13 protein-coding genes are annotated in these 14,312 nt (G+C 72.1%); 3 read left to right on the forward strand and 10 right to left on the reverse strand.

The window, feature by feature from the left end:
- Positions 1-132 precede the first annotated feature (132 nt).
- The gene (locus HYQ63_RS32865; protein ID WP_179937417.1) at positions 133-1,398 is read right to left on the reverse strand and encodes an ROK family transcriptional regulator; all 1,266 of its coding nucleotides are present in this window, start codon (positions 1,396-1,398) and stop codon (positions 133-135) included.
- 180 nt (positions 1,399-1,578) lie between these two features.
- Here HYQ63_RS32865 and HYQ63_RS32870 point away from each other — a divergent pair, with 180 nt between their 5' ends.
- From HYQ63_RS32870 to HYQ63_RS32880, 3 genes are read left to right on the forward strand one after another with little or no spacing between them, the layout of a single operon-like run.
- Positions 1,579-2,682 carry a Gfo/Idh/MocA family protein gene (locus tag HYQ63_RS32870; RefSeq protein ID WP_257232678.1) on the forward strand — a complete coding sequence of 368 codons (1,104 nt, stop codon included), beginning with the start codon at positions 1,579-1,581 and terminating at the stop codon, positions 2,680-2,682.
- A 4-nt stretch (positions 2,683-2,686) separates the two neighbouring features.
- Positions 2,687-3,607 carry a sugar phosphate isomerase/epimerase gene (locus HYQ63_RS32875; RefSeq protein ID WP_179937418.1) on the forward strand — a complete coding sequence of 307 codons (921 nt, stop codon included), beginning with the start codon at positions 2,687-2,689 and terminating at the stop codon, positions 3,605-3,607.
- Positions 3,608-3,633: 26 nt separating this feature from the next.
- Positions 3,634-4,437: a sugar phosphate isomerase/epimerase gene (locus HYQ63_RS32880; protein WP_257232293.1), complete on the forward strand. Its 804-nt coding sequence runs from the start codon at positions 3,634-3,636 to the stop codon at positions 4,435-4,437.
- A 25-nt stretch (positions 4,438-4,462) separates the two neighbouring features.
- On the opposite strand, the gene HYQ63_RS32885 is transcribed toward HYQ63_RS32880, so the two are convergent.
- From HYQ63_RS32885 to HYQ63_RS32925, 9 genes are all read right to left on the reverse strand, one after another.
- On the reverse strand, positions 4,463-5,230 hold the full coding sequence (locus HYQ63_RS32885) for an SDR family oxidoreductase (protein ID WP_179937419.1): 768 nt from the start codon (positions 5,228-5,230) through the stop codon (positions 4,463-4,465).
- A 40-nt stretch (positions 5,231-5,270) separates the two neighbouring features.
- Complete coding sequence (locus tag HYQ63_RS32890) at positions 5,271-6,299, reverse strand: sugar-binding transcriptional regulator (protein WP_257232294.1); 1,029 nt, start codon at positions 6,297-6,299, stop codon at positions 5,271-5,273.
- A gap of 7 nt (positions 6,300-6,306) precedes the next feature.
- A complete protein-coding gene (locus HYQ63_RS32895; protein ID WP_179937420.1) occupies positions 6,307-7,812 on the reverse strand; it encodes a sugar ABC transporter ATP-binding protein in 1,506 nt (501 codons plus the stop codon).
- A gap of 34 nt (positions 7,813-7,846) precedes the next feature.
- Positions 7,847-8,824 carry a sugar ABC transporter substrate-binding protein gene (locus HYQ63_RS32900; protein WP_257232295.1) on the reverse strand — a complete coding sequence of 326 codons (978 nt, stop codon included), beginning with the start codon at positions 8,822-8,824 and terminating at the stop codon, positions 7,847-7,849.
- Positions 8,825-8,900: 76 nt separating this feature from the next.
- Positions 8,901-9,923: an ABC transporter permease gene (locus HYQ63_RS32905; protein WP_179937421.1), complete on the reverse strand. Its 1,023-nt coding sequence runs from the start codon at positions 9,921-9,923 to the stop codon at positions 8,901-8,903.
- Positions 9,924-9,958: 35 nt separating this feature from the next.
- Positions 9,959-10,747: an SDR family oxidoreductase gene (locus HYQ63_RS32910; protein WP_179937422.1), complete on the reverse strand. Its 789-nt coding sequence runs from the start codon at positions 10,745-10,747 to the stop codon at positions 9,959-9,961.
- Complete coding sequence (locus HYQ63_RS32915) at positions 10,744-12,318, reverse strand: FGGY family carbohydrate kinase (RefSeq protein WP_179937423.1); 1,575 nt, start codon at positions 12,316-12,318, stop codon at positions 10,744-10,746. The genes HYQ63_RS32910 and HYQ63_RS32915 overlap by 4 nt, the downstream gene beginning before the upstream one ends.
- Positions 12,305-13,276 (reverse strand): transketolase family protein, encoded by a 972-nt coding sequence (locus tag HYQ63_RS32920; RefSeq protein ID WP_179937424.1) that lies wholly within the window; start codon positions 13,274-13,276, stop codon positions 12,305-12,307. The genes HYQ63_RS32915 and HYQ63_RS32920 overlap by 14 nt, the downstream gene beginning before the upstream one ends.
- Positions 13,273-14,154 carry a transketolase gene (locus HYQ63_RS32925; protein ID WP_179937425.1) on the reverse strand — a complete coding sequence of 294 codons (882 nt, stop codon included), beginning with the start codon at positions 14,152-14,154 and terminating at the stop codon, positions 13,273-13,275. Before HYQ63_RS32925 ends, HYQ63_RS32920 begins: the two co-directional genes overlap by 4 nt.
- Positions 14,155-14,312: the final 158 nt, after the last annotated feature.

Here is a 14,312-nt window from a genome sequence, read left to right on the forward strand (position 1 = left end):
GCGCTGTCCGCTTCGGCGGCGGTGGGCCGCGCGGGGCAGAACGGCGCCTGGGGGCAACGGAGTTGGACGAAACCGCTGTCCGTAAACGGTGCACATGCAAGCACCGGCTTCCCGGCGGGGTCAAGGGTTCGGTCAGGCGGAATGCGCCAGCAGGTCGCCGATGCCCTCGGGGGAGAGGACGTGTTCCACGCCGACGACCGTCCCGCCGACGACACCGGCGGACATCCCCAGCACGCTCTGGGTCAGCGACAGCCGGCGGGTGGCCAGGGGCAGCGCCCGCCGGTAGACGACGCCGCGGATCCGGGCCAGCAGGTCGTCGCTGGCGGCGGCGATCGCCCCGCCGATGACGATCCGCGCCGGGTTGTAGACGTGCACGAGCAGCGCCACCACCTCGCCGATCGTCACCGCGGCCTCGCGGACGACGCGGACGGCCCCGGGGTGGCCGTCGCGGACGAGCCGGGCCAGGTCGGCGGCGCCGCGCGGACCGTCCTGCCCGGCGAGGCCCGCGTCCTCCCGGCCGAGCCGGGCCGCCATCGCGGCGGCCGACGCCACGGCCTCGACGCAGCCGATGTTCCCGCAGCTGCACACGGTGTCGTCGGCGCCGGGCACCCGCAGATGTCCGATGTCGCCCGCGGCCCCCTCGGCCCCGCGGTGCAGTTCCCCGGAGGCCGAGATGAGGCCGCCGCCGATACCGGTACCGATCTTGATGAAGAGCAGCGGCGCCTCACCCTCCGGCAGGGCGCGGGCCTCGCCGAGGGCCATGAGGTTCACGTCGTTGTCGACGAAGGTCCGGCAGCCGAACCGTTCGGTCAAGGTCCGGCCGACGGGGAAGCCGTCCCAGCCGGGCATGATGGGCGGCCGCACCGGCGTACCGGCGCGCGCGTCGACGGGCCCGGGGAGTCCGACGACGAGGGCGGAGGGCCGGTCGGCCCCTCCTGACGCCGCGGCCTCGGCCAGCATGCCGCGCAGCCGGTCGGTCAGCACATCGAGCGTCGCTTCGGGGCCCTGCGCCACGTCCAGCGCGACCTCCTCCTGCGCCACGAGGTTCTGCGACAGGTCGGCGAGGGCCAGCCGGGCGCTGTGGGCGCCGACGTCGGCCACCGCGACCACCCCGGCCCGGGGGTTGAGCGCCAGCCGGAGCGGCGGACGGCCGCGGCCGGGCCGGGCGACGGTTCCGCCCTCGGTGACCACCCCGGCGTCGATCATGGTGTCGAGGTGCCGGGTCACCGTGGACCGTGCCAGGCCGGTGGCCTTGACCAGGTCGGCGCGGCTGTCGGCGAGGCCCGACGCGATGAGCCGGGCCAGCGAGCTGTGGACCGGGCCGCCGGTGTTCTGCGCCCGCAGTCCGGCGACCGACAGCCGGGGTATCGGGCGGGGGTCCGTCGTCTGCGCTCCCATGGCCGGTCACGGTACCGCAATTCTGGCGGCTTTTTTGACTCACAAGATGCAGAATTCAATGTCTTGTGAGGCTCTAATGGCTGTCTTAGGCTCACCGCCGGACGAAACCGCTCCGCAGACGTTCCTCCTGGGAGGGCTGTCATCACACCCCCACTGCACGGCACAGCAATCGGTACCGCCATCGTCGGCGCCGGGATGATCGGCGCGATCCACCGCAGGGCCGCGGCGCTGGCCGGCGCCCGCATCACCGGCGTCCTGGCCTCCTCGCCCCCACGGTCCGCCCGGGTGGCCGCGGAGTGGCAGGTCCCCGCCTATCCGTCCCTGGACGCGCTCCTCGAAGACGACTCCGTGGACGTGGTCCACATCTGTTCGCCCAACGCCACCCACGCGCCCTTCGCGATGCGCGCCCTCGCCGCCGGGAAGCACGTGGTGTGCGAGAAACCCCTCGCGGTCTCCGTCGCGGACGCGGAGCGCATGGCGGAGACGGCCCGCCGCAGCGGGCTGGTGGCCGCCGTCCCGTTCGTCTACCGCTACCACCCCCTGGTCCGGGAGATCCGGGCGCGCCGGATCGACGGCGAGTTCGGCGGCTGGCACCTGATCCACGGCAGCTACCTCCAGGACTGGATGCTCTCGCCGCAGGCTTCCGGCTGGCGCGTGGACCCGGCGGCTGGGGGCCCGTCCCGCGCCTTCGCGGACATCGGCTCCCACTGGTGCGATCTGGTCGAGTGGGTGTCGGGCGAACGGTTCGCCGAGGTCACCGCCTCGACGTCGATCGCCGTGGACAAGCGGCCTGCCGCCAGTTCGCGCACCTTCGCGGCGGCGGACTCCCCGGACCTGTCGTCGGAATACATGGACGTCCGTACCGAGGACTGCGCCGCGCTGCTGCTGCGCACCGCCTCCGGCGTCCTGGCGTCCACCACCGTCTCCCAGGTCTCCGCCGGTCGGAAGAACCGGCTGTGGTTCGAGCTGGACGGCGCGCGGGCCAGCGCGGTCTTCGACCAGGAGAACCCGGAGACCATCTGGCTGGGCGGCGAGGACGGCGCCCGGGTCATCAGCCGCGACCCCGGCCACGGCTCGGCCGAACAGCGGCGGCTGTCGGTCCTGCCCCCGGGCCACGCCCAGGGGTACGCGGAATGCTTCGAGGCGTTCGTCGCCGACACCTACGCCGCGATCGGCGGCGACCGGCCGGAGGGCCTGCCGACCTTCGACGACGGACTCCGTGCCGCCCGCATCACCGAGGCGGTTCTCCGATCCTCCCGTAACGGCTCGTGGACAGAGGTGTGAAGAGATGAAACTCGGCTTCCTGACGGCATGTCTCCCCGGCTGGTCCCTCCCGCGCATCGCGGAGTGGGCGAGTGGCAACGGCTACGAGGCGCTCGAGGTCGCCGTCTGGCCGCGGACCGGAGGACGCGACTTCGAGGCGAGCCATCTGCCCGTCGCCGACTTCCCCGCGGCGCGCGCGGAGGAGACGCTCGCGCTGTTCGCCAAGCACGATCTCGAACTGTCCGCGCTCGCCTACTACGAGAACCAGCTGCACCCCGACCCGGAGCGCCGGGCGGAGATCCGTACCCACTTCAAGCACGCGGTGGACGCGGCCGCGGCGCTCGGCGTCCCGTACGTCGGCACGTTCATCGGCCGGGACTGGACCAAGCCCGTCGCGGACAACCTCAGGGAGGCCGAGCGCGTCTTCCCCGAACTCGTCGACTACGCGGGCGAGCGCGGTGTGAAGGTCATCATCGAGAACTGCGTCATGGAGGGCTGGCACCCCGACGGCTACCCGGGCAACCTGGCCTACTCCCCGGAGCTGTGGGAGTGGATGTTCTCGCTGGACCTCTACCTCAACTGGGACCCCTCGCACCTCACCTGGATCGGCATCGACCCGGTGAAGACCATCGCGCCCTACATCGACCGCATCGTGCACGCCCAGGCCAAGGACGTCGAGCTGGGCAGCGGCGACATCGACCGGTACGGCTTCTTCGGCAGGGCGGTCGACCGCCCGGACCCCTGGGACAACGGCTGGTGGCGCTACCGGGTGCCGGGGCTCGGCCAGGTCGACTGGACGCGCGTCGTCGACCGCCTCTACGAGCACGGCTTCACCGGAACGCTCTCCGTCGAGCACGAGGACCCGGTCTGGGGCGGAACGGAGGAGAAGGTCGCCCAGGGGCTGAAGATCGCCCACCGCACCCTGCGCCCGCTGGTCATCGGCTGAAGCCCGCCCCACCCGAGAGGAGTCCCATGGATCGGCAAGGTCTGCTGTCCGTGCAGCTGTACAGCGTCCGTGACGCGCTCGCCGAGAACCAGGACCGTACGCTGGCCCGCCTGGCGGAGATCGGCTTCCGCTACGTCGAGCCCTTCGGCCTGGGGTCCGCGGACAGGAGCGCCGCGGAGCGGCTGGTGGCCGCCAAAGCCCTGCGGCGCGGGCTGGACGCCGCGGGCCTGCGCGTCTCGGCCACCCACGCCGGGCTGCCCGACGACGTGGGCTCGCTGGCCGAGGAGTGCGCCGAGATCGGCGCGGACACGGTGTTCGTGCCGCACCCCCGACTGGTCGGCGGCTTCGACGCGGACGTCTTCGGCGACCCCGGACGGCTGGCGGCGTTCGCGGACGCCGTGAACGCCGCCGGGCAGGCCCTGGCCGGTGCCGGGCTGCGGCTCGGCTACCACAACCACGACTTCGAATGGGCGACGCTGCCCGACGGGCGCAGCGGCTACGACGCCTTCTGGGCGGCGGCGGACGACGCGATCCTCGCCGAACTCGACGTCTACTGGGCGACCGTGGCCGGGGCCAACCCCGCCGAGGTGCTGGCCCGGCTCGGCGCCCGCGCCGTGTCCGTCCACCTCAAGGACGGCCCCGCGCGGCGCGGCGAGCCGCAGACCCCGCTCGGCACCGGCGACGTCGACGCCCCGGCCGCCGTCCGGGCCGCCGGGCCCGGGCTGCGCTGGCACGTCGCGGAGATCGACATCACCGATCACGACCCGTTCGACCTGCTGGCGGGCAACGCCGCCCAGCTTGCGGAGTCGGGGCTGTCGCGCTGGTCCTGAACCCAAGAGGCGGGGTGACGGGCTGTTACCAGCAGGTGACCCCGCCGTCCACCAGCAGGTCCGCACCGGTGACGAAGCTCGCCGCGTCGCTCAGCAGGAACACGGTGGGGCCGACCATCTCGTCCACCGTCGCCATCCGGCCCAGCGGGGTGTCCGCCTCGAACTGGGCCACGCGTTCGGCCACTTCGGGGCGGAGGTTCATCGGCGTGGCCGTATAGCCCGGGCTCACGCTGTTGACCCGGATGCCGCGGGTGCACCACTCCGTGGCCAGGCTCTTCGTCAGGTGCATCACGGCGGCCTTGGAGGCGTTGTAGTGGGCCTGGGTCAGCCCCCGGTTGGCGATGGTGCCCGACATGGACGCGATGTTGACGATGGAACCGCCACCGTTGCGCAGCAGCGCCCGGCCCTCCGCCTGGCAGGAGAGGAACACACCGGTGAGGTTGACGTCCACGACCCGCTGCCACTGCTCCGGCGGCATGTCCTCGGCCGGGGCGGCGTTGGCGATGCCCGCGGCGTTGACCGCCAGCCGGAGGGCGCCCAGGTCGCGTTCGACCGTGGCCACCGCCTCCGCCAGGTCCTCCGCCCGGGTCACATCGGCGGGGAGGGCGACCGCGCGCCGCCCCGCGTTCCCGATCGCCTCGACCGTACCGGCCAGATCGCTGCCCGGCAGGTCCAGGCAGCCGACGTCGGCTCCCGTCTCGGCGAGCCCGATCGCCAGCCGCCGGCCGATGCCGCTGCCGGCTCCGGTCACCAGGGCCACGCTGTCGTCGAGGCGGAAGGAGGGGACGGGCATGAGTGCTCCTTGAGGGATGCTGCCGCGGCGCTCGTCGCCGCTACGCTTGTCGTTCGGTTCGGTCGGGCCGGCCCGCCAGCCGACGGGCCACTCCCAGGTCGGTGATCAGGACATCGACCCAGCCGCCCAGCACCGCGGCCCGTATCGCCGCGTACTTGCGGTCGCCGCCGGCCACCGCGACGCGGCGTGGCACGGCGCGGTAGACATCGGGGGTGATGCCGATGACGCGGTCGTTCAACTCGGTGTCGAGCAGGGTGCCGTGCTCGTCGAAGAAGTGGAGGCAGATGTCGCCCACCGCGCCGAGCCCGCGCAGCTGTTCCTGGTCGTCGTCGGAGAAGATGTTGCCGCTGCGGCGCAGCAGCGGCGAGGGTTCGAGGCTGCCGATGCCCACGATGGCGATGGTGAGGTTCTTCCACGCCGCGGCCACGCTGCTCACCTTGGGGTCGGCGAGGATGGCGTCCCGCACGGTGGCCCCGGCGACCAGGCCGGGGGCCGACATGAAGACCGGTTCCGCACCGGTCAGCTCGGCGAGCCGCCCCATCAGCCGGGTCGCCTGGACCTGGACCTGCGGATCGCCCACTCCGCCCATCAGCTGGACGACCTCTTCCAGGAACCGCCCGCCCGGCCGGGAGCGCATGGCCTCGACCGCCGCGAGCAGCGTGGCGCTCCACGAGGAGATGCCCAGCCGGTCGCCCTCCATGAGCGTGGTCTCCAGATAGACCGCGGTCGCCGCGCCGAGCGCCGGGATGACGGAGTCGGCCTCGCCCTCGACATCGACGACCACCACGTCGCGCAGCCCGTACCGGGCCGCGATCTCCTCCTCCAGCTCGGCGAAGACCCCCTCGGGCGGCACCACGATGGTGCGCACGATGCCGAGCTTGGCGGCCTGGGTGAGCAGCCTGGAGACGCGCGCCTGGGAGATGTGCAGCTCCTCGGCGATGCGCGGCTGCCGCATGCCCTGCTCGTGGTAGAGCCGGGCGATCCGGGTCATCAGCCGCAACTGCTCGTCGCTGGTCGCCATGCGTGTGGTGCGGGTCACGGGGGTGCCGGTCCGGTTGTGGGGATGCATAACGGCATCATGCCGTGGCCAGTCGCATGACCGCGGCGTCGGTCGCCTCGGCCGCCGGGAGGATGCCGCGCTGCCGCCCCCGGCTGAGCACGAGCACCCGGTGGGACAGGCCCAGGACCTCGTCGAGGTCGGAGCTGACCACGATGACCGCCATACCGGAGCGGGCCAGGTCCGCGATCACCTCGTAGATCGCGGCACGCGCCCCGACGTCGATACCGCGGGTCGGCTCGTCCAGGATGACCACCTTGGGCTTGCGCTCCAGCCACTTGGCGATGACGACCTTCTGCTGGTTGCCGCCGGACAGCGTCCGTACCGGCTGCCCGGCCCGCCCCTTGACGGTCATCAGGCTGATCGCCTCACCGGCCACCGCCGCCACCCGGCGCGGGCTGAGCCAGCCGCGGTGGGAGATGCGGTCGAGGTTGGGCAGGGCCACGTTGTCGCCGATCGACAGGTCCAGGACGGCGCCCTGGCCCTTGCGGTCCTCGGGCACCAGCACCACACCCGCCTCGATGGCCTCCTTGGGCCCGCGCAGCCGCAGGGCCCGGCCCTCGACGGCCACCGTGCCGCCGGTCACCGGATCGACGCCCGCGACGGCCCGCACCAGTTCGGTGCGGCCCGCTCCCACGATGCCCGCGATGCCGAGGACTTCGCTCTCGTGGACGCTGAACGACACGTCCTGGAAGGAGGGCCCGGTCAGGTTCCGCACCCGGAGCACTTCCCGGGCGCCCGCGGTTCCGGTGTCGGGGAAGATGCGCTCGATGCTGCGCCCGACCATCTCCTCCACCAGCTGGACCACCGGCACCTGCGCGGTGTCGTGGGTGGCGACGAGCTGTCCGTCGCGCATCACCACGACGCGGTCACAGATGCGGGCGATCTCCTCCAGCCGGTGGCTCACGTAGATGAACGACATGCCCTCGTCGCGGAGGGCGTCGATCCGCTCGAAGAGGTGATCGGTCTCCTCGCCGCCGAGGGCGGCCGTGGGCTCGTCGAGGATCAGCAGGCGCGCGTTCAGGGTCAGCGCCTTGGCGATCTCGACCTGTTGCTGCTCGGCCACCCGCAGGGTGCGCACCAGGCGGGTCGGGGAGATGTCGAGGCCCAGCCGCCGCAGCTGTTCCCGTGCCCGCCGGTTCATCTCGCCGCGGTCGATCCGCCCGCCCCGGCGCAGCAGCCGCCCGAGGAACACGTTCTCGGCCACGGACAGGTCCGGCAGCAGGCGCATCTCCTGGTGGATCAGGCCGATGCCGTGGCTGATGGCGTCTCCGGGGGACTTCGGCTCGTACGGCTGTCCCTGCCAGGTCATCTCGCCGGTGTCGGAGGGGAAGGTGCCCGCGATGACGTTGGACACGGTGGACTTGCCCGCGCCGTTCTCGCCGAGCAGCGCCACCACTTCCCCGGGGCGCACCTCCAGGTCGAACCGGTCGAGCGCCTGGGTGACCCCGAACCGCTTGGATATCCCCCGGACGACCAGGCCCTGGGAGGGCCCCGCCGCCGGGTGCTTTCCGGCGTCTGTCATCGCCGCGGCTCCTCTCTGCCGTTCCTGCCGCCTTTTACGGGTGGGTGTTGATGAACTGGGTGGCCTTCTTCTTGTCCTTGCTGGTCAGGAGGAAGGCGGGCTGAAGCTGTTCGGCCGGGACCTTCTTGCCCTTGATGATGTCCACGGCGGTGTTCACCGACATCCGGCCCATCTTGCGCGTCTGCTGCACCATGGTGGCGTCGATGGTGCCCCGGCGGACGGCCTTGAGCCCGGCGATGTCGCCGTCGAAGCCGACGATGAGGTGCTTCTTGTGCGAGCCGGACGCCTTGACGGCCTGGGCGGCGCCGAGTGCCATCGCGTCGGCCTGGCCCCACAGGATGTCGATGCCGGGGTGGGCCTGGAGCATGTCCTGGGAGACGGAGTACGCCTTGTCCTGGGCCCAGTCGGCGGGCTGCTGGGACACCACCTTGATGCCGGGCGCGTTCTTCAGGGCCTGCCCGAACCCCTTCTGCCGGTCCACCTGCGGGGTGGTGCCGATCTGGCCCTGGAGGATGGCGAGCTGCCCCTTGCCGCCGGACTCCTTGACCACGTAGTTCCCCAGCGTCCGCGCGGCCGCGACGCTGTCGCTGGCGATGAACGACTTGCCGGGCTCACCGGGTGGGTTGCGGTCCACGGTGACCACGGGGATCTTGGCGCGGTTGGCCGCCTTCACGGGGACGCCCGCCGCCGTGGCGCCGGCGGGGATGTAGATGATGGCGCTGACCTGACGGCTGATGAAGTCCTGGATCTGGTTGACCTGGGTGGCCGCGTCGCCGCGTGCGTCCGAGACGATGACCTTGATGCCCTTCTTCTTGGCCTCGGCGGTCACGGACTGCTTGATCTGGTTGAAGAAGTCGGCCTGGAGGTTGGCCACGGCCAGCCCGATGGTGATCTGCTTGCCGTCGGCGGTCTTCGCGCCGTTGCCACCGCGTCCGCAGGCGGTGACGCCGACCACCATGGCGGCCGCGACTCCGGTGGCTATCACGACGCGTGTCGTCGCTCGTGTCTTCATGGGAACCAACTCCTTGGCTTGTGCCCGGGGGAGAGAAGGGGGGGGAGGGGGAGGGGAGAAAGGGGGCGGGGCGCGGTCAGCGCGCTTCGCGGCGACGGAGCACGTCGAGCATGACGGCCAGCGCGATCACCAGGCCGATGACGATCTGCTGGATGAACGGCGAGACCCCCAGCAGGTTGAGGCCGTTGCGCAGAACCCCGATGATCAGCACGCCGATCAGGGTTCCGGTGATCGAGCCGACGCCACCGCTGAGGCTGGCCCCGCCGATCACCACGGCGGCGATGGTGTCGAGTTCGTAGCCGGTTCCCGCGCTCGGCTGGGAGGAGTCCAGGCGCATGGTCAGGAAGACCCCGGCCAGGCCCGCCAGCAGACCGGTGACGGTGTAGACGAGCACGGTCCGCTGCTTGACCTTGATCCCGGCGAGCCGGGCGACCTCGGCGCTGCCGCCGATCGCGTACAGGGCGCGCCCCCCGCTCCGGTAGCGCATGTACGCCCACCCCGCCACGTACAGCGCGGCGAGCACGGCGGTGCACGCGGTGAAGATGCCGAGGTACCGGATGGTGGACAGGTTGTCGAACCAGTCGGGGAAGCCGACGATCTGCTGCCCGTCGGTGATGACGTTGGCCAGGCCGCGGGCGATCGACATCATGGCCAGCGTGGCGATGAACGGTGGCAGCTTGGTGTAGGTGATGCCCAGCCCGTTGGCGAGCCCGCATCCGCCCGCGACGGCGATCGCGGCCACCGCGCTCAGCCACAGCGGCCATCCCTGGTCGTGCGAGAGCCAGCCGACCACCATGGTGGCGAGGGCCAGCACGGCGCCGACCGAGAGGTCGATGCCGCCCATCACGATGACCGCGGTCATGCCGAGCGCGAGCAGACCGAGGACGGCGGTCTGGTCGACGATGTTGAGCAGATTGCTCTGGGTGAGGAAGTACGGCGTCGCGATGAAGAAGACGACGCACATGGCGAGCAGGCCGAGGGCGGGACCGCGCGATCCGGTGAGGATGCCCGTCACCCAGGACGGCAGCCGGGAGCGGTCGGCGTCTGCGGGGGGTGGTGGTGTGTCAACGGCCGTTGCGGCGTTGCCGGTCGTGCTCATCGAAACCTCCGAGTGGTCCTCCGACGTCGTCGGAGCTAGTTCATGAACATCCCGCCGTCGACGTTGATCGTCTGGCCGGTGATGTACTCCGCCTCCCGCGAGGCGAGGAAGAGCAGCAGGTTGGCGATGTCGTCATGGGTTCCGGCGCGTCCGAGGGGGATTCCCGCGATCCACTCGGCCATCAGTTCCCCGGGTGCGTAGTCGCCCAGCAGACGGCCCCACGCGCGGTCGTTGTAGTCCCACATCTCGCTGCCGACGATCCCGGGGCAGTAGGCGTTGACCGTGATCCCGTCCCCGGCCAGCTCCTTGGCCAGGGACTGGGTGAGGCCGACCACCCCGAACTTGCTGGCCGCGTAGTGCGGTGTGTAGAGGAATCCCTGCCGTGCCTGTCCCGAGGCCGCGTTGAGGATGCGTCCGCCGCGCCCGTACCGCCGCATGACGGCCGCGGCGGCCTGGGCGCACAGGAAGGTGCCGGTGGTGTTGACGGCGAGGACCTTCTGCCAGTCGTCGTGGGTCAGGTCTTCGAGCCTGCTGATGGTGATGACGCCCGCGTTGTTGACCAGGACGTCCAGCCGTCCCCAGGTGGACTCGGCGAGCCCGACGGCGCGGGCCACGTCCTCGGGGGAGGTGACGTCCGCCCGGACGCCGAGGGTGCGGGTCCCGCTGTCGTCGGCCAGCTCCCGCGCGGAGTCCTCGACGGAGGGGTCCGTGTCCACCAGCAGCACATCGGCGCCCTCACCGGCGAACCGGGCGGCGATTCCCCGGCCGATGCCGCGCGCGGCCCCGGTGACCATGACGCCCTGTCCCGCGTATCGCGCTGTCATGACGCTCCTTTGGCGGTCGAGGGTTCGGGAGTGCGGTGCGGTACGGCGGCCCGCGGCGGGGGTTCCGGGGTGCGGCCGACCTCACCGGTGGCGGTCTCATCGGTGGTGGCCCGGAGGCGGGAGCGGCGTACCGCCGTGTGCCAGTGGGCGAGCCTGCGGGCCCGGGTGGTCTCGTCGCCGGTCGGCGCGTAGCTCTCCCGGGGCCGGTCCAGCCGTTCCAGGGCGGCCCGGTCCCACACCCCGCGGGTCAGCCCCGCGAGATGGGCGGCGCCGAGGGCCGACAGGTCGCGGGCCAGGGCCCGTTCGACGAGCCGCCCGCTGGTGTCGGCCTGGAGCCGCATCAGCACCGGGTTGCCGGTCGGCCCGCCGTCCGCGAGCAGCCGGGTGACCGGGCCCGTCTCCCGCTCGACCGCCGCCACCACGTCCTCGACCTGGAACGCGATCGACTCCAGCGCGGCCCGTGCGAGGTGCCCGGGGTGGGTGCCCAGGGTGAGCCCGCTGATCAGCCCCACCGCGTTCTCGTCCCACCAGGGGGCGCCCAGCCCGCCGAAGGCGGGGACGACGACCACGCCCTCGCTGCTGTCGGCGGCCAGTTCCGCCAGCTCGGCGGGGCCCCGGCCGAGCACGCCCGCCAGCCAGTTCACGGTGGCGCCGGTGGAACGGACGTTCCCCTCCACCGCCCAGGTCGGGTTCCCGCCGGTCTGCCAGGCGACGGTCAGGCACAGCCCGGAGGAGACCCGGGCCGCCGAGGGGACCACCGCCATCACCGACGACCCGGTGCCGTAGGTCGCCTTGACCGTCCCCGGGGCCCAGCCCGCGTGGGCGAACAGCGCCGCGTGGGAGTCACCGAGCACCGCGGTGACCGGCACCCCGTCGGCCAGCGGCGCCAGTCCGCGGGCGCTGGGGAACGGGCCCTGCGACGGTACGACCCGGGGCAGCACCTCCAGCGGTACGTCGAAGATCTGCGTCAGCCGCCGGTCCCAGGCACACCGGCGCACATCGAGCAGCTGGGTGCGCGCCGCGTTGCCGACCTCGATGAGATGAGCGCCGCCGAGCTTGAACAGCAGCCAGGAGTCGACCGTGCCCAGGCACAGCTCGCCCGCGCGGCTGCGGCGGCGGTCGGGGTCGTACCGGTCCAGCAGCCAGGCGGCCTTCGGAGCCGAGAACATCGGGTCCAGCGGCAGCCCGCTGACCTCGCGGACCAGCTCCGCGCGGGGCACGGCCCGCAGCAGGGCCGGATCGCCCGCGGTGCGCTTGTCCAGCCAGCTCACCAGCGGACTCAGCGGTTCCCCGGTCGCCCGGTCCCAGAGCAGCAGCGATTCGCGCTGGGTGCTCAGGCCGATGGCGGCGACGGACGAGGCGTTTCGGCCGTCGAGACATGCGGCGACGGCCCGCCCGCAACCGGCCCAGATCTCCTCCGCCGACTGTTCGACCCACCCCGGGGCGGGGGTGGACAGCTCCAGGGGGACCGAGCCGTGGGCGACGATGTCCCCGCGCCGGTCGACCAGGATCGCCTTGGTCGCGCTGGTGCCCTGGTCGATGGCGAGGACGAGCGGTTCAGCGGTGCTCATGGGCCAGCAGCTCCCGGACGGCGACGGCGATGCCGTCGGCGGTCAGGCCGAAGTGTTCCAGCAGGAAGGAGGCGCTGCCGGTGGGCGCGAACCTGCGGTGCACCCCCAGGATCCGCATGGGCACCGGACGGTTCTGGGCGACGACGCTGGCCACCGCCGCGCCGAGCCCGCCCGTGGTGGTCGCCTCCTCGGCGGTGACGATGCCGCGGGTCTCGCGGGCGGCGCGCAGCACCGCGCCGACGTCCATCGGCTCGACGAAGGTCATGTTCAGCACGCGGACGCCGATGCCCTCGGTGCGCAGCGTCTCGGCGGCGGTGAGCGCCCGGGACACCATCGTGCCGACGGCCATCACCGTGATGTCGTCCCCGTCGGTCAGCTGGAGGGAGCGCCCTGGCTGGAACGGCGCGTCCTCCGGGGTGACGGCGGGGATCTTGAACCGGGGAATGCGCAGATAGACCGGGCCGTCGTGGGAGGCCGCCCAGCGGACGGCGGCGCGCGTCTGGGCGGGGTCGGCCGGGACCGCGACGGCCAGGTCCGCGATGGCCCGCATCCACGACAGGTCCTCGATCGAGTGGTGCGTCGGCCCCAGCTCCCCGTACGCCATGCCGGGGCTCTGTCCGCACAGGACGACGGGCAGCCCGTTGTAGGCGGCGTCGGTCTTGATCTGCTCGGTGGCCCGGCCGGTGAGGAACGGGCCCGCCGCGCTCACGAAGGGGATGAGCCCGCCGTTGGCGAGCCCGGCCCCGACGCCGACGAGGTCCTGCTCGGCGATGCCGACGTTGATCAGACGGTCGGGGTACAGCTCCCGGAAGCGCACCAGGTTGCTCGATCCCACCGAGTCGTTGCAGACGGCGACGACGCGCGGGTCCTCGGCGGCCAGGGCGATCAGTTCCTCGGCGAAGGCCTGGCGGCAGTCGTAGGTCTGCGCGGCGTTCTCGGGTATGAGTCCGGCGGTCATCGGCTCAGCTCCTCCAGTGCGGCGTGCACCTGGCCGGTGTCGGGCACCTTGTGGTGCCACTCGACCCGGTCCTCGATGAACGACACGCCTTTGCCCTTGACGGTCCGTGCGATCACCGCGACCGGTTTGCCGGAGGAGGAGGGGCCCAGCGCGGACAGCAGTCCCGCGTGGTCGTGCCCGTCCACCTCGCGCGCCTCCCAGCCGAAGCTGGTCCACTTCTCCGCCAGTGGCTCCAGGCGCTTGGTCTCCTCGGTGCGGGCGCCCTGCTGGAGGCGGTTGCGGTCGACGATCGCGGTGAGGGAGCCGAGGTCGTAGTGGGCGGCGGTCATGGCCGCCTCCCAGTTGCTGCCCTCCTGTAGCTCGCCGTCGCCGAGGACGACGTACGTGCGGTACGAGCGGCCCGCGAGCCGGGCGGCGAGGGCGCAGCCGACCGCGACGGGGAAGCCGTGGCCCAGCGGTCCGGTGTTGGTCTCGACGCCCGGGACCTTGGTCCGGTTCGGATGGCCGTTGAGCGCGGAGAGCGGAGCCATGAAAGTGGACAACTCGGATGTCGGGAAGTAGCCGCAGTGGGCGAGCGTGGCGTACAGGGAGGCCGCGCAGTGTCCCTTGCTGAGGATGAACCGGTCGCGGTCGGGTCTGCGGGGCTGGGCGGGATCCACGTCGAGCACCCGTCCGAAGAGGGTGACGAGGATGTCGGTCACCGACAGGTCGCCGCCGATATGGCCGAGTTGCGCCTTGTCGATCATCTGCACCACGGTCCGGCGCACCTCGGCGGCCAGCTGCCGGAGCTCGCGGACCTGTGCGTCCGGGTCTGCGTCGGCGATGCGGCGGCGGCGCGCCCGGAACCGCTCGGCGCCGGATGGGTCTGTGCTGAGCATCTGAACGTCCTTGGTCGCCGTGGGGAGGGGGCGAAGAGGAGGAGAGGGGAGGGAGGGGAGAGGAGAGAGAGAAGTGAATATTTATTCACTAGTGAATTGTGGTGCTGAGAAAGTAAGTCGGGTTTCAGCCATGTGTCAATGGGGTTGCACCGCGGCCT

The organism is Streptomyces sp. Rer75 (assembly GCF_013414305.1).
In the GTDB taxonomy this organism is placed as follows: domain Bacteria; phylum Actinomycetota; class Actinomycetes; order Streptomycetales; family Streptomycetaceae; genus Streptomyces; species Streptomyces himastatinicus.